Genomic DNA, 13,629 nt, shown 5'->3' on the forward strand with positions numbered 1-13,629 from the left:
ATCAGGCAGATCCCCGAAATCCCGCCACACGGCGGGGTTTTCAGTTTCCTTTCTAGCGATTATTTAACGAGCAGGCGCCGATAATCGACGCATGAAACTCTGGTCTATTCGTGGAAATTCGCAGCGCCTTGATGGCGGCGCGATGTTCGGCAACGCACCGCGTGCGTTGTGGGAAAAATGGGCGGCACCGGACGAGCTCAATCGCATCGAGCTGGCCTGCCGTGCGCTGCTGGCCAGCCCGCTGGAAGGCAAGACGGTGCTGTTTGAAACCGGTATCGGGGCGTTCTTCGATCCGCGCATGCGTGAGCGCTATGGCGTGCAGGAAAGCCAGCACGTGCTGATCGATTCGTTGCGCGAAGCCGGCTTCGAACACGAGGACATCGATGTCGTGGTGCTCAGCCACCTGCACTTCGATCATGCCGGCGGCCTGCTGGCGGCATGGAGCGAAGGGCGTGAGCCCGAGTTGCTGTTCCCCAACGCAACCTATGTGGTCGGCGCACAGCATTGGCAGCGCGCCGTGCATCCGCACCCGCGTGACCGGGCCAGCTTCATTCCGGAACTGCCCGGCCTGCTGCAGGCAAGTGGCCGGCTGGAAGTGGTGGATGGGGAGTACTCGAAGGTACTCGGCCACAGCGTGCGCTTCAGCTACAGCGACGGGCATACGCCGGGGCTGATGCTGGCCGAGATCGTCGGTCACGCGCATGCAGGCGAGGGTGCGCACGGTGGCGTGGTGTTCTGTGCCGACCTGATTCCAGGGCGCTCATGGGTGCACGTGCCGATCACCATGGGCTACGACCGCAACGCCGAGCTGCTGATCGACGAGAAGCGGCAGTTCCTTGAAGACAAGCTGGCACGCAACGTGCGGCTGTTCTTCACCCATGACCCGCAGGTGGCGCTGGCGCAACTGGGGCGTGATGACAAGGGGCGTTTCGTGACCCTGCATGAGCAGGGCGAGCTGAAGGCGCGCGCCCTCGGTTGATGAAAAGGCCGGGCGATGCCCGGCCTTCCCGTGACGCATCAGATCCACGCCATGCGTGGATGGCGCCCTGCCAGAGACAGGCGTCAAGACGCCTTCAGGCAGCTGCTCATGAAGGTCTTGCGCGCATCACCGGCCAGCTTCCTGGCGCCCGCGTCAGCGTTGCACTTGCGCATGCGTTCCTGCTGCGCATTGGCCGGCTTGGCGTCGGCGGCGTGGCCACTGAGGCAGGAACTCTGCGCGGTCTTGTAGGCATCGCCCTTCAAGCCCTTGTTCTTGGCCGAGCATTCGGCCATGCGCTGTTGCTGCGGGGTGGTGGCGTTGACCGCCAGGGGCAGGCCGACCAGCAGGACGGCGGCCAGCAGGAAAGAGGCTTTCATCAGGTGCTCCAAGCGGGGGCGGGTGCGCGGAGCATTCGCTTCGGCATGGCAAGACCACGTGAATAATCATCACCCGGCCGCGCCTGCTTGCATCGGTATCCGGATCGGCGTATTGCTTAGCCTTATGGGTAAGTATTCTCCAGCCATTCAACAAGTCTTCCAGGCGTTGGCCGACCCGACCCGTTGCGCGATCGTGGCCGCGCTGGGGCAGGGGCCGTGCACGGTGTCGATGCTGGCAGAGCCCTTCCAGATGGCCTTGCCCTCGCTGATGAAACACCTGGCCGTGCTGGAGCGCAGCGGCGTGGTGCGCAGCTACAAGCAAGGGCGCGTGCGCACCTGCGAACTGGTGCCGGCGCGGCTGCGCCAGGGCGAGCAGTGGCTGGCCGAACAGCGCGCGACGTGGGAAGCGCGCACCGACCGCATGGTCGAATTCGTCGAAACGCATCACCAACAGGAGCAGGCCCATGGCCGTAGACGCAGGCAACAACCCTGACACCGATCTGGTCATCAGCCGCGTGCTGGCTGCACCGCGCGCGGCCTTGTGGCGGGCCTGGACTGACCCCGAGCTGCTGCGCCAATGGTGGTGCCCGAAACCCTGGGCCACTGAGGTTCGCGCATTCGACCTGCGCCCCGGCGGGGCCTTCCACACCTTCATGCAGGGCCCGGATGGTGGCAGCAGTGACAATCCGGGCAGCTTCCTGGAGATCGTGCCGCAGCAGCGTTTGGTGTTCACCTCGATGCTGGGCGCAGGCTGGCGACCGCAGTCACCCTGGCTGGGCTTCACCGCCATCATCACCATGGAGGACGAGGGGCAGGGCTGCCGCTACACGGCGCGGGTAATGCACCCGGACAAGGCGCAGCGCGACCAGCATGAGCAGCTGGGCTTCTTCGATGGCTGGAACACCGTCATCGGACAGCTGGAAATCTTCGCGGCCGGGCTGTAGGCCGGAATGCGGGATGGGGTCAGAGCCCTTTCTGCGAAAGGGATCCGACCCCCGCGATGTTGGGGTCAGATCCCTTTCGCAGAAAGGGCTCTGACCCCGGTTCCCCGGATCAACCGACGCGGGTACCGAAGATACGGTCACCGGCGTCACCCAGGCCCGGCAGGATGTAACCCTTGTCGTTGAGCTGGGCATCGATGGCCGCAGTGTAGATCTCCACGTCCGGGTGCACGGCCTTGACCGCTTCGATGCCTTCAGGCGCGGCGACCAGGAAGATGCCCTTGATGCGGCGGGCGCCGGCGCGCTTGAGCATGTCGATGGTGGCGATCAGGGTGCCGCCGGTGGCCAGCATCGGGTCCAGGATCAGCGCATCGCGCTCTTCCAGGCGGCCGGTCAGGCGCTCGAAGTAGGGCACCGGCTGCAGGGTTTCCTCGTCGCGCTGCAGGCCGACCACGCTGACGCGGGCTGCCGGGATCAGCGACAGCACGCCGCTGAGCATGCCCAGGCCGGCACGCAGGATCGGCACCACGGTGATCTTGGCGCCGGCAATGCGCTGCACGGTGACCGGGCCGGCCCAGCCCGGCAGGGTGTGCGGCTCGGTGTCCAGGTCGGCGGTGGCCTCGTAGGCCAGCAGCGTACCCAGCTCGTTGGCCAGTTCGCGGAAATCCTTGGTGCTGAGCGCGGCGTTGCGCATCAGGCCGATCTTGTGCTGCACCAGCGGGTGGCGCACTTCGACGATCTTCATGGTCGGAAGGAGGGGAGAAGGAGAGAGGGCGCCATTTTGCCGGAATGGCGGGCCGAACCCCAAACCGTTCCCTGACCCACCGTACATGGAATGTGCAGGCGCATGTCACGGCCATGCAACCTTGCGGACATACCGTGCAGACCCATTCTTAACAGGAATGGGGATTCCCAGTGCATATCAAGACTCCGTTGGCCGTTGCCATCACGCTGACCCTGGCGATGGGGGCCGCAGCACCGCTGCGGGCCGCCGGGCAGCAGGCGGTAGCCGCCACCGGCGCCGTGGCGGCCGACGCGGTCGACCTGGACCGCATCGAAGTGCGTGCCCAGCTCGAATCGCAGATCCGTGCAGTCGACCTCAAGCGCAGCAGCGATGCCATCGAGGATGCGGTGTCCTCCGATGCCCTGGGCCAGTACCCGGACAAGAATGTCGCCGAATCACTGCAGCGCCTGCCGGGCGTCAGCGTGACCCGCGACCAGGGCGAGGGCCGATTCGTGGTCATCCGCGGCCTGGATGCCAATCTCAACAGTGTCAGCGTGGATGGAATTGCCGTCGGTACGCCGGAAGATTCCAGCCGTGCCGCGCCGCTGGACGTGATCCCCTCCGATTCCACCGAGCGCCTGCGCGTGGTCAAGTCGCCGACCCCGGACATGCCAGGTGATGCCATTGGCGGCGCCGTGCTGGTGGAATCTGCGTCGGCCTTCGACCGCGACGGTCGCAGCCTGCGTGGCAAGATCGAGGGCAGCCACCAGCAGCTGTCCGGCGAGACCAGCCCCAAGGCCGCCTTCAACTACAGCGAGGTGTTCAACGACACCTTCGGCATGGCGCTGGGCGTGAACTACCAGAAGCGCAGGTTCGAGTCGGACAACACCGAAGTGGAGTACGACGGCGAAGACGATGCCGCCCCCGGTGACGTGACCGCGATCAACCTGCAGCACCGCAAGTACGAGATCGAGCGCAAGCGCATCGGTGCCAACCTCAACCTCGACTGGCGTCCCAACGAAGACAGCAAATACTACCTGCGCGCGCTGTACAGCCAGTTCGACGATGCGGAGACCCGCCAGCGCGTGATCTTCAACTTCGACGACGCGAAGATGGTCAAGACCGGCACCGACCAGTACCGCTTGGACGGCATGCCGAAGGATTCCATCGACAAACGCATGCGCTACCGCACCAAGAAGGAAAACACCTTCGCGGCAAGCCTCGGCGGCGAGAACAAGCTGACCAGTGCAGTGGTCGATTACCGGATCGGCTACACCCGTACCGAAGAGCGCGTGAACGACGAGATGGAGGCGCGCTTCAAGCTCAACGGCAAGGCCTTCAACGGCACCCTGGACCAGAGCAGCCGCCTGCCCAGCTACAGCTTCGACAACCCGCAGTGGCTGGACAACAGCAACTACGCATTCGACCGCTTCGTGCTCTCGCCCAAGCAGGTGAACGACAAGGAGCACAGCGCGCAGGTCAACGTACGCTTCGACGGTGACAGCAGCAGCATCAAGTTCGGCCTGCTGGGCCGCTGGCGCGACCGCGACGTGAATGTGGACGAGCGCGAACTGCGCGTCGGCCCGAAGGTGGCGCTGTCGAGCTGGACCACTTCCTCGCCGGAGCACCGCCACGGCAACATGGGCGATGGCATGGACTCGGCCGCGATGCGCGCGTTCTGGGCGGCCAGCGGCAGCCAGTACAGCGCCCGCCCGCAGGACGCCGGTGCAAACGCGATGACGTCGCTGGAAGAAGACTACGTGGCCAGCGAAGACATCTTTGCCAGCTATGCCATGGGGACCTGGGACGTGGGCGCGCTGCGCATCATCGGTGGCGTGCGCGTGGAGAACACCCGCTTCAAGGCGGTCGGCAACCAGGTGGACGTGGCTGCGAACGGCCGTAGTTTCACCGTCACCCCGCGCGTGGCCAACAGCAGCTACACCAACGTGCTGCCGGGCCTGCACCTGCGCTATGACGCGGCCGATGACTGGGTGCTGCGTGCCTCGGCCAACAAGACCGTATCGCGCCCTTCGTTCGGCGACGTTTCGCCGCGCGTAGGTTACAGCCGGGGTGACGAGGAAGTGCGCCTGGGCAATCCGGAGCTGGACCCGTACGAGTCGAAGAACATCGACCTGTCGGTGGAGAAGTACATCGGCAGCACCGGCATCGTCTCGCTGGGCCTGTTCCACAAGTCGATCGATGGCTACATCGTGGAAACCGTGCGTACAAATGATCCGGCCTACGACGGTTTCGACGTGACCCAGCCGATCAACGGCCGCAAGGCCACCGTGCGTGGCGCGGAGTTCAATTGGCAACAGCAGCTGGCCTTCCTGCCGGACGGCCTGGATGGTCTGCTGGTCGGTGCCAGTGGTACCTGGCTGGATACGAAATTCGATGCAGGCATCAAGGACCGTGCAGGCGAGGACTTCACCCTGCCGCGCGCCTCCAAGCATGTCTACAGCGCACACATCGGCTATGAAAAGTACGGTGTCAGCACGCGCCTGGCGGCGGTGTATCGCAGCGAGTACCTGGACAGCATCGGCAAGGGGCGCGCGTTCGACATCTATGTGGCACCCAACACCCAGCTCGATTTTTCGCTGGACTACAAGTTCACCCCGCGCGTGAGCATGTACTTCGAAGCGCAGAACCTGCTGGACAAGCCGTTGGAGCTGTACCAGGGCACGCGTTCGCGCACCCTGCAGATGGAAGAATACGGTCGTACCTACGCGCTCGGCCTGAAGGTGGCACTGTGATGGGGCGTGGCGTCACCGTCCTGGCGGTCGCGCTCGCGGCGACCCTGGCCGTCGGCTGCACGCCGGCGACCGGCAATGACCCCGCCGCGGCCACCACGGCAGCGAAAGCCGGGGGCGAGCGCACGGTGACCACCATCGCCGAAGCCTTCCTGTCACCGATGACCCCGGCCGACAACATCGACTCGCCAGCGGCCTGGCGCGCGCCGGACGGCGCGCTGTGGCTGATCGCCACCGCCAAGGCCTCCGACAAGCTGGTGGTCTACGACGGCAGCACCGGCCAGCACCTGCGCGATGTGGGTACCAGCGGGACCGCGCCAGGGCAGTTCGATCGCCCAAACGGCATCGCGGTGACCGACGACCTGCTGTGGATCGTGGAGCGCGACAATCACCGCGTGCAGGTGCTGGGCCTGCCGGACTTCACGCCGCTGGCGACGTTCGCTGCGGACGACCTGCGCAAGCCGTACGGGCTGTGGGTCGACCGCCGTGCCGATGGCTACAGCGTCTACGTCACCGACTCCTGGGACAACGGCGAGGATGCGCAGGGGCGTGACATCCTGCCGCCGCTGGCCGAGCTGGACAAGCGCGTGCGCCAGTACCACGTGACCCGCGACGGCGCGAAGGTCGAGGCGAAGCTGGTGGCCAGCATCGGCGATACCACCGAGTCAGGAGCGCTGCGCGTGGTCGAGTCGATCTGGGGCGACCCCGGGAACGACCGGCTGCTGATCGCCGAAGAGGACGAGAGCTACGCCAGCGAGTTCAAGGTCTACACCCTGGCCGGACGCTTCACCGGCACCACCTTCGGCCGCGACGTGTTCAAGGCACAGGCCGAAGGCGTGACCCTGCGCACCTGCGGCAAGGACGGCTGGTGGATCACCACCGAGCAGGGCAAGCGGCGCAGCGTGTTCCACCTGTTCGACCGGCATACGCTGAAGCCGATCGGCGCGTTTCAGGGCAACACCGTGGCCAACACCGATGGCATCTGGATGATGCAGCAGCCCAGCGCGCGCTTCCCGCACGGTGCGCTGTATGCGGTGCATGACGACCAGGGCGTGGTGGCGTTCGACTGGGAGAGCATCGCCAAGCAGTTGGCATTGCCGCTGGAGTGTGGCGCATGAGCCGGCAGTACGTGATGCGCGCACTGGCGCTGGGCCTGCTGCTGGCGTTGCCGTCGCTGTCGTTCGCGGCGGCCGAACCGAATACCCAGGTGCCGGCGGGTAGCCGCCACTACGCAGCGACGACAGTGCCGGACCGCATCGTCGCCTCGCCGTCGGCCGATCCCAGCCGCGGTTTCGCCGTGGCCTGGCGTACCGATGGCAGCGTGCAGGCGCCGCTGCTGGAGATCGCGCTGGCCGCAGATTCGCCCGCCATCGAGGGCATCCGCCAGGTGCGTGCGACGACGCGCGTGCTGCAGACCGAGAACGGGCTGTCGCACCATCATCGTGCCGACATCGGCGGCCTGCAGCCGGACACCCAGTACGTCTACCGCGTGCAGGGCAATGGCAGCTGGAGCGCCTGGAATCAGCTGCGCACGCTGGCCGGCGCCGACCAGCCGCTGACCCTGCTGTACTTCGGCGATACCCAGAACAAGAACGTCAGCCATGTCAGCCGCGTGGTGCGTGCCGCGCAGAAGGCTGCGCCGCAGGCGCGCATGAGCCTGTTCGCCGGTGACCTGGTCAGCGGCGGCGACAACATGGACGACAGCGAATGGGGCGAGTGGTTTGCCGCCACCGGCTGGCTGGCGCAGGAAACGCTGGTGGCCCCGGCCATCGGCAACCACGAGTATTTCGAGGAGTTTGAGGACACCCCGCAGGAACGCCGCGTGCTGGGCAAGCATTGGCCGGTGACGTTCGCGCTGCCTGGCAATGGCGCCAACGCCGCGCAGCAGACCAGCTACTGGTTCGATGCGCAGGGCGTGCGCGTGGCCGTGGTCGATGGCACCTCGGCGCTCGATCTCGGCACGGCCAAGGCGCAGGCACAGTGGCTGGACAGGGTACTGACCGGCAACCCGCAGCCGTGGACCATCGTGCTGCTGCACCAGCCGTTCTACTCGCCGCGCGAAGGCCGCGAGAACGCTGCGCTGCGTGACGTGCTGCTGCCGGTGGTACGCCGCCACAACGTCGATCTGGTGCTGCAGGGCCACGATCACACCTACGGCCGTCGTGGCGAAGGACGGGCCGCGACGCCGCAGTACGTGGTGACCGTGGCAGGTCCGAAGCAGTACCGCCTTTCCGACGAAGCGCGCAGGACGATGGATCCGGTAGCCGAGGACACCCAGCTGTTCCAGGTGTTGAACATCGACCCGCAGCACCTGCGCTATGAAGCACGCACGGTGACCGGTCGTCTGTACGACGCCTTCGAACTGCGCCGCGACGCCAAGGGCGCAAAGCAGCGCACGGAACTGACCGAGGGCCGCATCGCACCGCGCGACTGCCCGCGTGCGCAGACCGCCAAGGGTCGCGCCGACCGCTGCTGGGAATGACGAGATGCCAATGACCACGCCCCGACGCATCCTTCCTCTCGCTGCCATCGGCGCGGCCCTGCTGTTGCTGGCCAGTGCGGTAACGGCCGCCGATACCGTGCTGCATCCGTTCCTGGTCGCCCAGCCGAAGCAGGCCCCGCAGGAGGTGAATCTGGCGGTGGAGATTCCGGCAGGCAGCTTCACCAAGTACGAGATCAAGGAGGACGGCCTGGTGCACGTGGATCGCTTCCAGTCGATGCCGGTGGCCTATCCGGCCAACTACGGCTCGATGCCGCGCACCCTGGCCGGTGACAACGATCCGCTGGATGCGTTGGTGCTGACCCGCGAACCCCTGCACCCAGGCGTGATCGTGCGCTTCCGGCCGATCGGTTACCTGAAGATGATCGATGGAGGCGAGCACGACGAGAAGATCATCGGCGTCCCGACCGACAAGGTGGACCCGACTTACGCCAACATCCGCGACCTGGCGGATCTGCCGGAGGTCGAGCGCCAGCGCATCGAGGCGTTCTTCCGGGTCTACAAGGACCTGCCGGCCGGTCGCAATCCGGTGCAGCTCAACGGTTGGGGCAACGCCGCCGAGGCGCGTGCGCTGATCAGTGAAGCGATGCAGCGGTTCAAACAGTAGATACACGCCACGCGTGGATGGCCTGGCGCGCGCATCTCCTTCACCGCCGCTGGCTATCATGTCCGCCTTCCACAACGAAGGCGGTGCATGTGTCGGTAGCGTTGGTGTGGTTCCGCCGTGATCTGCGGCTGCAGGACAATCCGGCCCTGCAGGACGCGCTGGACGCGGGCCACGATGTGGTGCCGGTCTACGTCCACGCGCCGCACGAGGAGGGCGAGTGGGTACCCGGCGCGGCCTCGGATGCGTGGCGGCATCGCTCACTGGGCGCATTGGATGCCGACCTGCGCGTGCGTGGTTCTTCGCTGGTGCTGCGCAGTGGTGACAGCCTGCCGACGCTGCAGTTGCTGATCGAGCAGACCGGCGCCGAGGCGGTGTACTGGAACCGCAAGTACGAGCCGGCCACCCAGCCACGCGACGCCACCATCAAGCGCACGCTGCGCGAGGTCGGCATCGACGCGCAGAGCTGCAATGGCAGCCTGCTGTTCGAGCCGTGGGATATCGCCACCCAGCAGGGCCAGCCGTACAAGGTGTTCACGCCGTACTGGCGCAACGTGCTCAGCCACTGGCGCCTGCCCGCATTGCAGGCCGCGCCGAAGGCACTGGCGGCGCACACGGTCGGCAGCCTCGCATTGGATGATCTCCAGCTGGTACCGGCGCTGGGCTGGGATGCCGGGTTCTGGGAGCACTGGCAGCCGGGCGAGGCCGGTGCGCTGGAGGCACTGTCCGTGTTCGAGGATGGCGCGTTGCGCGGTTACCGCGAGCAGCGCGACCTGCCGGATCGCGTGGGCACCTCGCGGATGTCGCCGCACCTGCATTTCGGCGAGATCGCACCATGGCGCATCGCCCATGTGCTGGAGGGCTTGCGTAGTGCGGGCACCGACGCCGACATCGACGGCTATCTGCGCCAGCTCGGCTGGCGTGATTTCGCCCATCACCTGCTGCATCACTTCCCGAAGACGCCGACCGAGAACCTCAACCCGCGCTTTGACCGCTTCCCGTGGGCCACGCCGGGGGCCGCGCAGCTGCTGGACTGGCAGCGCGGCAACACCGGCGTACCGATCGTTGATGCCGGCCTGCGCGAGCTGTGGCACACCGGCTACATGCACAACCGGGTGCGGATGATCGTGGCCAGCTACCTGTGCAAGCACCTGCGCGCGCACTGGCTGCATGGCGCGCGCTGGTTCTGGGACACCCTGGTCGATGCCGACCTGGCCAACAACACGATGGGCTGGCAATGGGTGGCCGGGACCGGTGCCGATGCCGCGCCGTACTTCCGCGTGTTCAACCCGGTCACGCAGGCCGAGAAGTTCGACCCGCAGGCCCGCTACATCAGTCGCTGGGTACCGGAGCTGGCGGCGCTGCCGGTGAAGGCACGCTTCGCGCCGTGGCAGCATCCGCTGCTGCTGGCAGCGCATGCCCCGGGCTATCCGCGTACGCCGATGGTGGATCTGGCCGCCGGCCGCGATGCAGCATTGGCTGCTTACCGTCAGTCCGGAGCAGGGTAAAGCGGGGGTTGAGCGATCCAGTCAGTTAGCTGAACGAGGCCCTGTCGCCGCGCTGGATCATCATCCCGACATCGCATTGGGCTGTTTATCCTCTCTGCGCCCGCAAGCCGCCGGCCCGACCGGAAACCAAGGAGAACCACATGATCCGCAACACCACCCGCAACGTCGCACTGGCCCTGATGAGTGCGGCCGTCCTGTCGGCCTGCGCCACTGGCGGCTCCTACGTGCAGAGTGACCAGTACGGCAACCCGACCGAGCAGCAGAACCGCACCGGCCGCAATGCGCTGATCGGTACCGCCATCGGCGTGGCCGCCGGCCTGCTGACCGGCGACAGCGCCACCGAGCGCCGCCAGCACGCGCTGATCGGTGCCGGTATCGGCGCACTCAGCGGCGCCGCCGTCGGCCAGTACCAGGATCGCCAGGAACGCGCACTGCGCGAGCGCACCGCCAACACGGGTATCGATGTGCAGCGCCAGGGCGACAACATCATGCTGAACCTGCCGGACGGCATCACCTTCGACTTCGGCAAGTCCACCCTGAAGCCGCAGTTCTACGGCTCGCTCAATGGCGTGGCCGGCACGCTGCGTGACTACAACCAGACCATGATCGAAGTGGTCGGCCACACCGACAGCATCGGTAGCGACGCGGTCAACAACCGCCTGTCGAAGGAACGCGCCGACTCGGTCGCGCAGTACCTGATCGGCCAGGGCGTGCAGAGCGTGCGCATCGAAACGCTGGGCGCCGGCAAGTCCTACCCGATTGCCGACAACAGCACCGATGCGGGCCGCGCCAAGAACCGCCGCGTCGAGATCCGCGTGATTCCGCTCAAGCAGTAACGCGTGGCGTTACTGCTTGAGCCGGTCCGGCCATCGGCCGGAACGAAAATGCCGCCCTTGCAGGCGGCATTTTTGTAGGTGCCGAGCGTTGCTCGGCACGCCGATGGCGCTCCCCGGTCGCTGCTTCTCCGAACGGTGCCGACAAAGGTCGGCGCGGTCCCAAAAGCGAAGTCGAGTATGGCTCGACGCTACAAAATCCGGTTACGCCGCCGAAGCGGCTACCTTTTCCAGGATCCGCTTGCCGCTGCTCTCCAGCGCGGCGTCTTCCTTTTCCTTCTGCTGCTGCGCCAGCTTTGCGCCCGGGCACTGCGCCAGCATGTAATTGGCGTCGAAGTTGAGCTTCTCGACCAGGAAATCGACGAACGCACGTACCTTCGGCGAAACCAGGCGGCCGCCGGCGAACACGGCATTGAAGTCCACCTCCGGCCCGGTCCAGCCAGCCAGAACGCGGCGCACCATGCCCGACTCGACAAACGGCTTGGCCATCACGTCACCGGTCAGCAGCAGGCCTTCGCCACACACCAATGCACCATTCAAGGCAGACATGTCATTGGCGGTCATCAGCGGGGTGACCGGGAAGTCACGCAGCTCACCACCGTTCTCGCCCAGCTGCCAGGTGAAGCGAGGCGAATTGCCGGTGTGATACGGCTTGCGCATCGCCAGGATGCGATGGAACTGCAGTTCTTCCGGATGCAGCGGCTCGCCATAGCGCTCGATGTAGGCCGGGCTGGCGAACACCTGCGTGCGCAGGCTGCCGAGCTTGCGCGCGACCAGGTTGGAATCGGGCAGGGCACCGACACGCAGCGCGAGGTCCGCTTCGCCGGCTATCAGGTCCAGCTTCTCGTTGCCCATATGCATGTCCAGGCGGATCTCCGGATACTGCGCATGGAACTGGCCCAGCAGCGGGGCGATCCAGGTGATGCCGATCGAATAAGGCACGGTGAACCGCAGCCAGCCACGCGGGCCGGACTGCAACTGGCTCACTGCGCTCTCGGCTTCTTCAAGCTCGCGTGCGATGCGTTGGCAATGTTCGTGATAGATCGAACCCGCTTCGGTCAGGCCGAGGCGGCGGGTGGTCCGGTGCAGCAGACGCGCACCCAGGCGCGTTTCCAGCTCCTGCACCTTGCGGCTGACCGTGGTCTTGGGCAGGCCGAGCGATTTGGCAGCGGCAATGAAACTGCCTTGCTCGACCACTTTGACGAAGATCAGCGTCTCGTTGAGATCGTGGGACATGGTCTGGGATCCTGGACGTCGGGGATGGGACAATCGTGACAGAACGATTGGACCGGGAGCGGGATGATTATTCCCCTTAATCAGGACTAATCAAGTAAAGGTTTGAGGTCTATCGTGGCGCCATTCGTTATTTGGAGCCCGTCCGCCATGAGCCTGCGCAACATTCTTGCCCGTCTCCGGAACGCCGGCCAGAACACCCTGGACCTGGCAATGACCGTTGAAGTCCGCCCGAGTTCCTTGGTACACAAGGACTTCCGTGAGTTTACCGCGCCCATGCGTCAGCAGCGTGGCGGTGCCATCCGCCTGGTGGCGCACAAGGGTGACCGGCTGCGTCGAATCGGGACTATCCCGGATTTGGGAGGAAATGTCCCGTGAATGGGATGCTGACGCCCGAAGTCCTGGTCCTCGGCGGCACCGGTGCCGTCGGCCAGGGCGTGGTTGGCGCATTGCTGGAAGCCGGCAGCCCGGTGCTGGTGGTCGGCCGCGATCCGGGCCGGCTGGCGGCGCTGCACGAGCAGTTCGCCGACGAGCCGGGTCTGGAGACGCTGCTGGGTTCGCTCAGCGATGACGGCTCGGCGCGCGCCCTGGCCGAACGCATCGCGCATCGCCCGCGACCGCTGGCAGCGGTGATCGCGGCAATGGGCGGCCCTTACCGCCGCGGCCGCGTAACCGACCGCAACGGTGATGAACTGCTGGGCGCGATGCAGGCCGATCTGATGCCGCATGTGCACGCAGTGCGTCATCTGCTGCCGCTGTTGCAGGACAACGTGCATGCGCGCCGCTACGTGATGATCGGCAGCCCGGCCAACGCCAAGCCATGGGCGGGCTACGGCGAGACCTCGATCACCACTGCCGCGCTGCGCATGTACGCGCAGGTGGTGCACCAGGAAGCGCAGGCGATCGGCGTGCGCGCGCAGATGCTGGAGGTCTGCAGCCCAGTGTGCACCCCGGCCAACGCAGCCAACGCCTGCATCGAGTGGCCCAGCTCGCTGCTGGTCGGCCGTCGCGTTGTCTCGCTGCTTGATGGGTGCCGTGACAACCGCGCCATCGTCCGTTGCGACAGCAGTGATGCCGAACTGCCACGCGGCCTGCTGCACCTGGAAATTCCTCCGCTTTGGCGCGGCACCGCGGGCGTCGCTTGACCTCGACCATGGTTGAGGTCGCAGTATGCGCCGCC

The 13,629-nt window shown here is 66.2% G+C and carries 14 protein-coding genes; 11 read left to right on the forward strand and 3 right to left on the reverse strand.

Annotated elements, in window-relative coordinates; all coding sequences use genetic code 11:
- The first annotated feature begins 91 nt into the window (after nucleotides 1–91).
- Nucleotides 92–979, forward strand: a complete 888-nt coding sequence (locus V3B30_RS16595) for an MBL fold metallo-hydrolase (RefSeq protein ID WP_100471975.1) — start codon at nucleotides 92–94, stop codon at nucleotides 977–979.
- Between the two features lie 83 nt (nucleotides 980–1,062).
- Here the strand turns inward: V3B30_RS16595 and V3B30_RS16600 are convergent, their stop codons facing one another.
- Nucleotides 1,063–1,356: a PsiF family protein gene (locus tag V3B30_RS16600; protein ID WP_262083914.1), complete on the reverse strand. Its 294-nt coding sequence runs from the start codon at nucleotides 1,354–1,356 to the stop codon at nucleotides 1,063–1,065.
- Nucleotides 1,357–1,480: 124 nt separating this feature from the next.
- Here V3B30_RS16600 and V3B30_RS16605 point away from each other — a divergent pair, with 124 nt between their 5' ends.
- Nucleotides 1,481–1,849, forward strand: coding sequence for a metalloregulator ArsR/SmtB family transcription factor (locus V3B30_RS16605; RefSeq protein ID WP_315973635.1), 369 nt, complete (start codon nucleotides 1,481–1,483; stop codon nucleotides 1,847–1,849).
- Complete coding sequence (locus tag V3B30_RS16610; protein WP_100471977.1) at nucleotides 1,821–2,300, forward strand: SRPBCC family protein; 480 nt, start codon at nucleotides 1,821–1,823, stop codon at nucleotides 2,298–2,300. Before V3B30_RS16605 ends, V3B30_RS16610 begins: the two co-directional genes overlap by 29 nt.
- A 109-nt stretch (nucleotides 2,301–2,409) precedes the next feature.
- Here V3B30_RS16610 and upp read toward each other — a convergent pair whose 3' ends face one another.
- Nucleotides 2,410–3,042 carry a uracil phosphoribosyltransferase gene (upp, locus tag V3B30_RS16615; protein WP_005409099.1) on the reverse strand — a complete coding sequence of 211 codons (633 nt, stop codon included), beginning with the start codon at nucleotides 3,040–3,042 and terminating at the stop codon, nucleotides 2,410–2,412.
- A gap of 170 nt (nucleotides 3,043–3,212) precedes the next feature.
- Here upp and V3B30_RS16620 point away from each other — a divergent pair, with 170 nt between their 5' ends.
- The 6 genes from V3B30_RS16620 to V3B30_RS16645 all read left to right on the forward strand — a co-directional run bounded on the left by V3B30_RS16620 (nucleotide 3,213) and on the right by V3B30_RS16645 (nucleotide 11,219).
- On the forward strand, nucleotides 3,213–5,774 hold the full coding sequence (locus tag V3B30_RS16620) for a TonB-dependent receptor (RefSeq protein ID WP_100471978.1): 2,562 nt from the start codon (nucleotides 3,213–3,215) through the stop codon (nucleotides 5,772–5,774).
- The gene (locus tag V3B30_RS16625; protein ID WP_262083912.1) at nucleotides 5,774–6,889 is read left to right on the forward strand and encodes a phytase; all 1,116 of its coding nucleotides are present in this window, start codon (nucleotides 5,774–5,776) and stop codon (nucleotides 6,887–6,889) included. Before V3B30_RS16620 ends, V3B30_RS16625 begins: the two co-directional genes overlap by 1 nt.
- 14 nt (nucleotides 6,890–6,903) lie before the next feature.
- On the forward strand, nucleotides 6,904–8,253 hold the full coding sequence (locus tag V3B30_RS16630) for a metallophosphoesterase family protein (RefSeq protein WP_262083951.1): 1,350 nt from the start codon (nucleotides 6,904–6,906) through the stop codon (nucleotides 8,251–8,253).
- Between the two features lie 10 nt (nucleotides 8,254–8,263).
- Nucleotides 8,264–8,878, forward strand: coding sequence for an inorganic diphosphatase (locus V3B30_RS16635; protein ID WP_262083911.1), 615 nt, complete (start codon nucleotides 8,264–8,266; stop codon nucleotides 8,876–8,878).
- Nucleotides 8,879–8,967: 89 nt separating this feature from the next.
- Nucleotides 8,968–10,383 carry a deoxyribodipyrimidine photo-lyase gene (locus V3B30_RS16640; protein ID WP_262083910.1) on the forward strand — a complete coding sequence of 472 codons (1,416 nt, stop codon included), beginning with the start codon at nucleotides 8,968–8,970 and terminating at the stop codon, nucleotides 10,381–10,383.
- Between the two features lie 140 nt (nucleotides 10,384–10,523).
- Nucleotides 10,524–11,219, forward strand: coding sequence for an OmpA family lipoprotein (locus tag V3B30_RS16645; RefSeq protein WP_010484399.1), 696 nt, complete (start codon nucleotides 10,524–10,526; stop codon nucleotides 11,217–11,219).
- Between the two features lie 201 nt (nucleotides 11,220–11,420).
- Here V3B30_RS16645 and V3B30_RS16650 read toward each other — a convergent pair whose 3' ends face one another.
- Nucleotides 11,421–12,452 carry a LysR family transcriptional regulator gene (locus tag V3B30_RS16650; RefSeq protein ID WP_005409107.1) on the reverse strand — a complete coding sequence of 344 codons (1,032 nt, stop codon included), beginning with the start codon at nucleotides 12,450–12,452 and terminating at the stop codon, nucleotides 11,421–11,423.
- Between the two features lie 147 nt (nucleotides 12,453–12,599).
- On the opposite strand from V3B30_RS16650, the gene V3B30_RS16655 reads away from it, so the two are divergent.
- Both V3B30_RS16655 and V3B30_RS16660 read left to right on the forward strand, forming a co-directional pair.
- Nucleotides 12,600–12,827: a hypothetical protein gene (locus V3B30_RS16655; protein WP_262083909.1), complete on the forward strand. Its 228-nt coding sequence runs from the start codon at nucleotides 12,600–12,602 to the stop codon at nucleotides 12,825–12,827.
- Nucleotides 12,824–13,594: an SDR family NAD(P)-dependent oxidoreductase gene (locus V3B30_RS16660; RefSeq protein ID WP_262083908.1), complete on the forward strand. Its 771-nt coding sequence runs from the start codon at nucleotides 12,824–12,826 to the stop codon at nucleotides 13,592–13,594. The genes V3B30_RS16655 and V3B30_RS16660 overlap by 4 nt, the downstream gene beginning before the upstream one ends.
- Nucleotides 13,595–13,629 lie beyond the last annotated feature (35 nt).

The sequence above is a fragment of the Stenotrophomonas sp. SMYL41 genome (assembly GCF_036319965.1).
GTDB classification, from domain to species: Bacteria; Pseudomonadota; Gammaproteobacteria; order Xanthomonadales; family Xanthomonadaceae; genus Stenotrophomonas; species Stenotrophomonas maltophilia_R.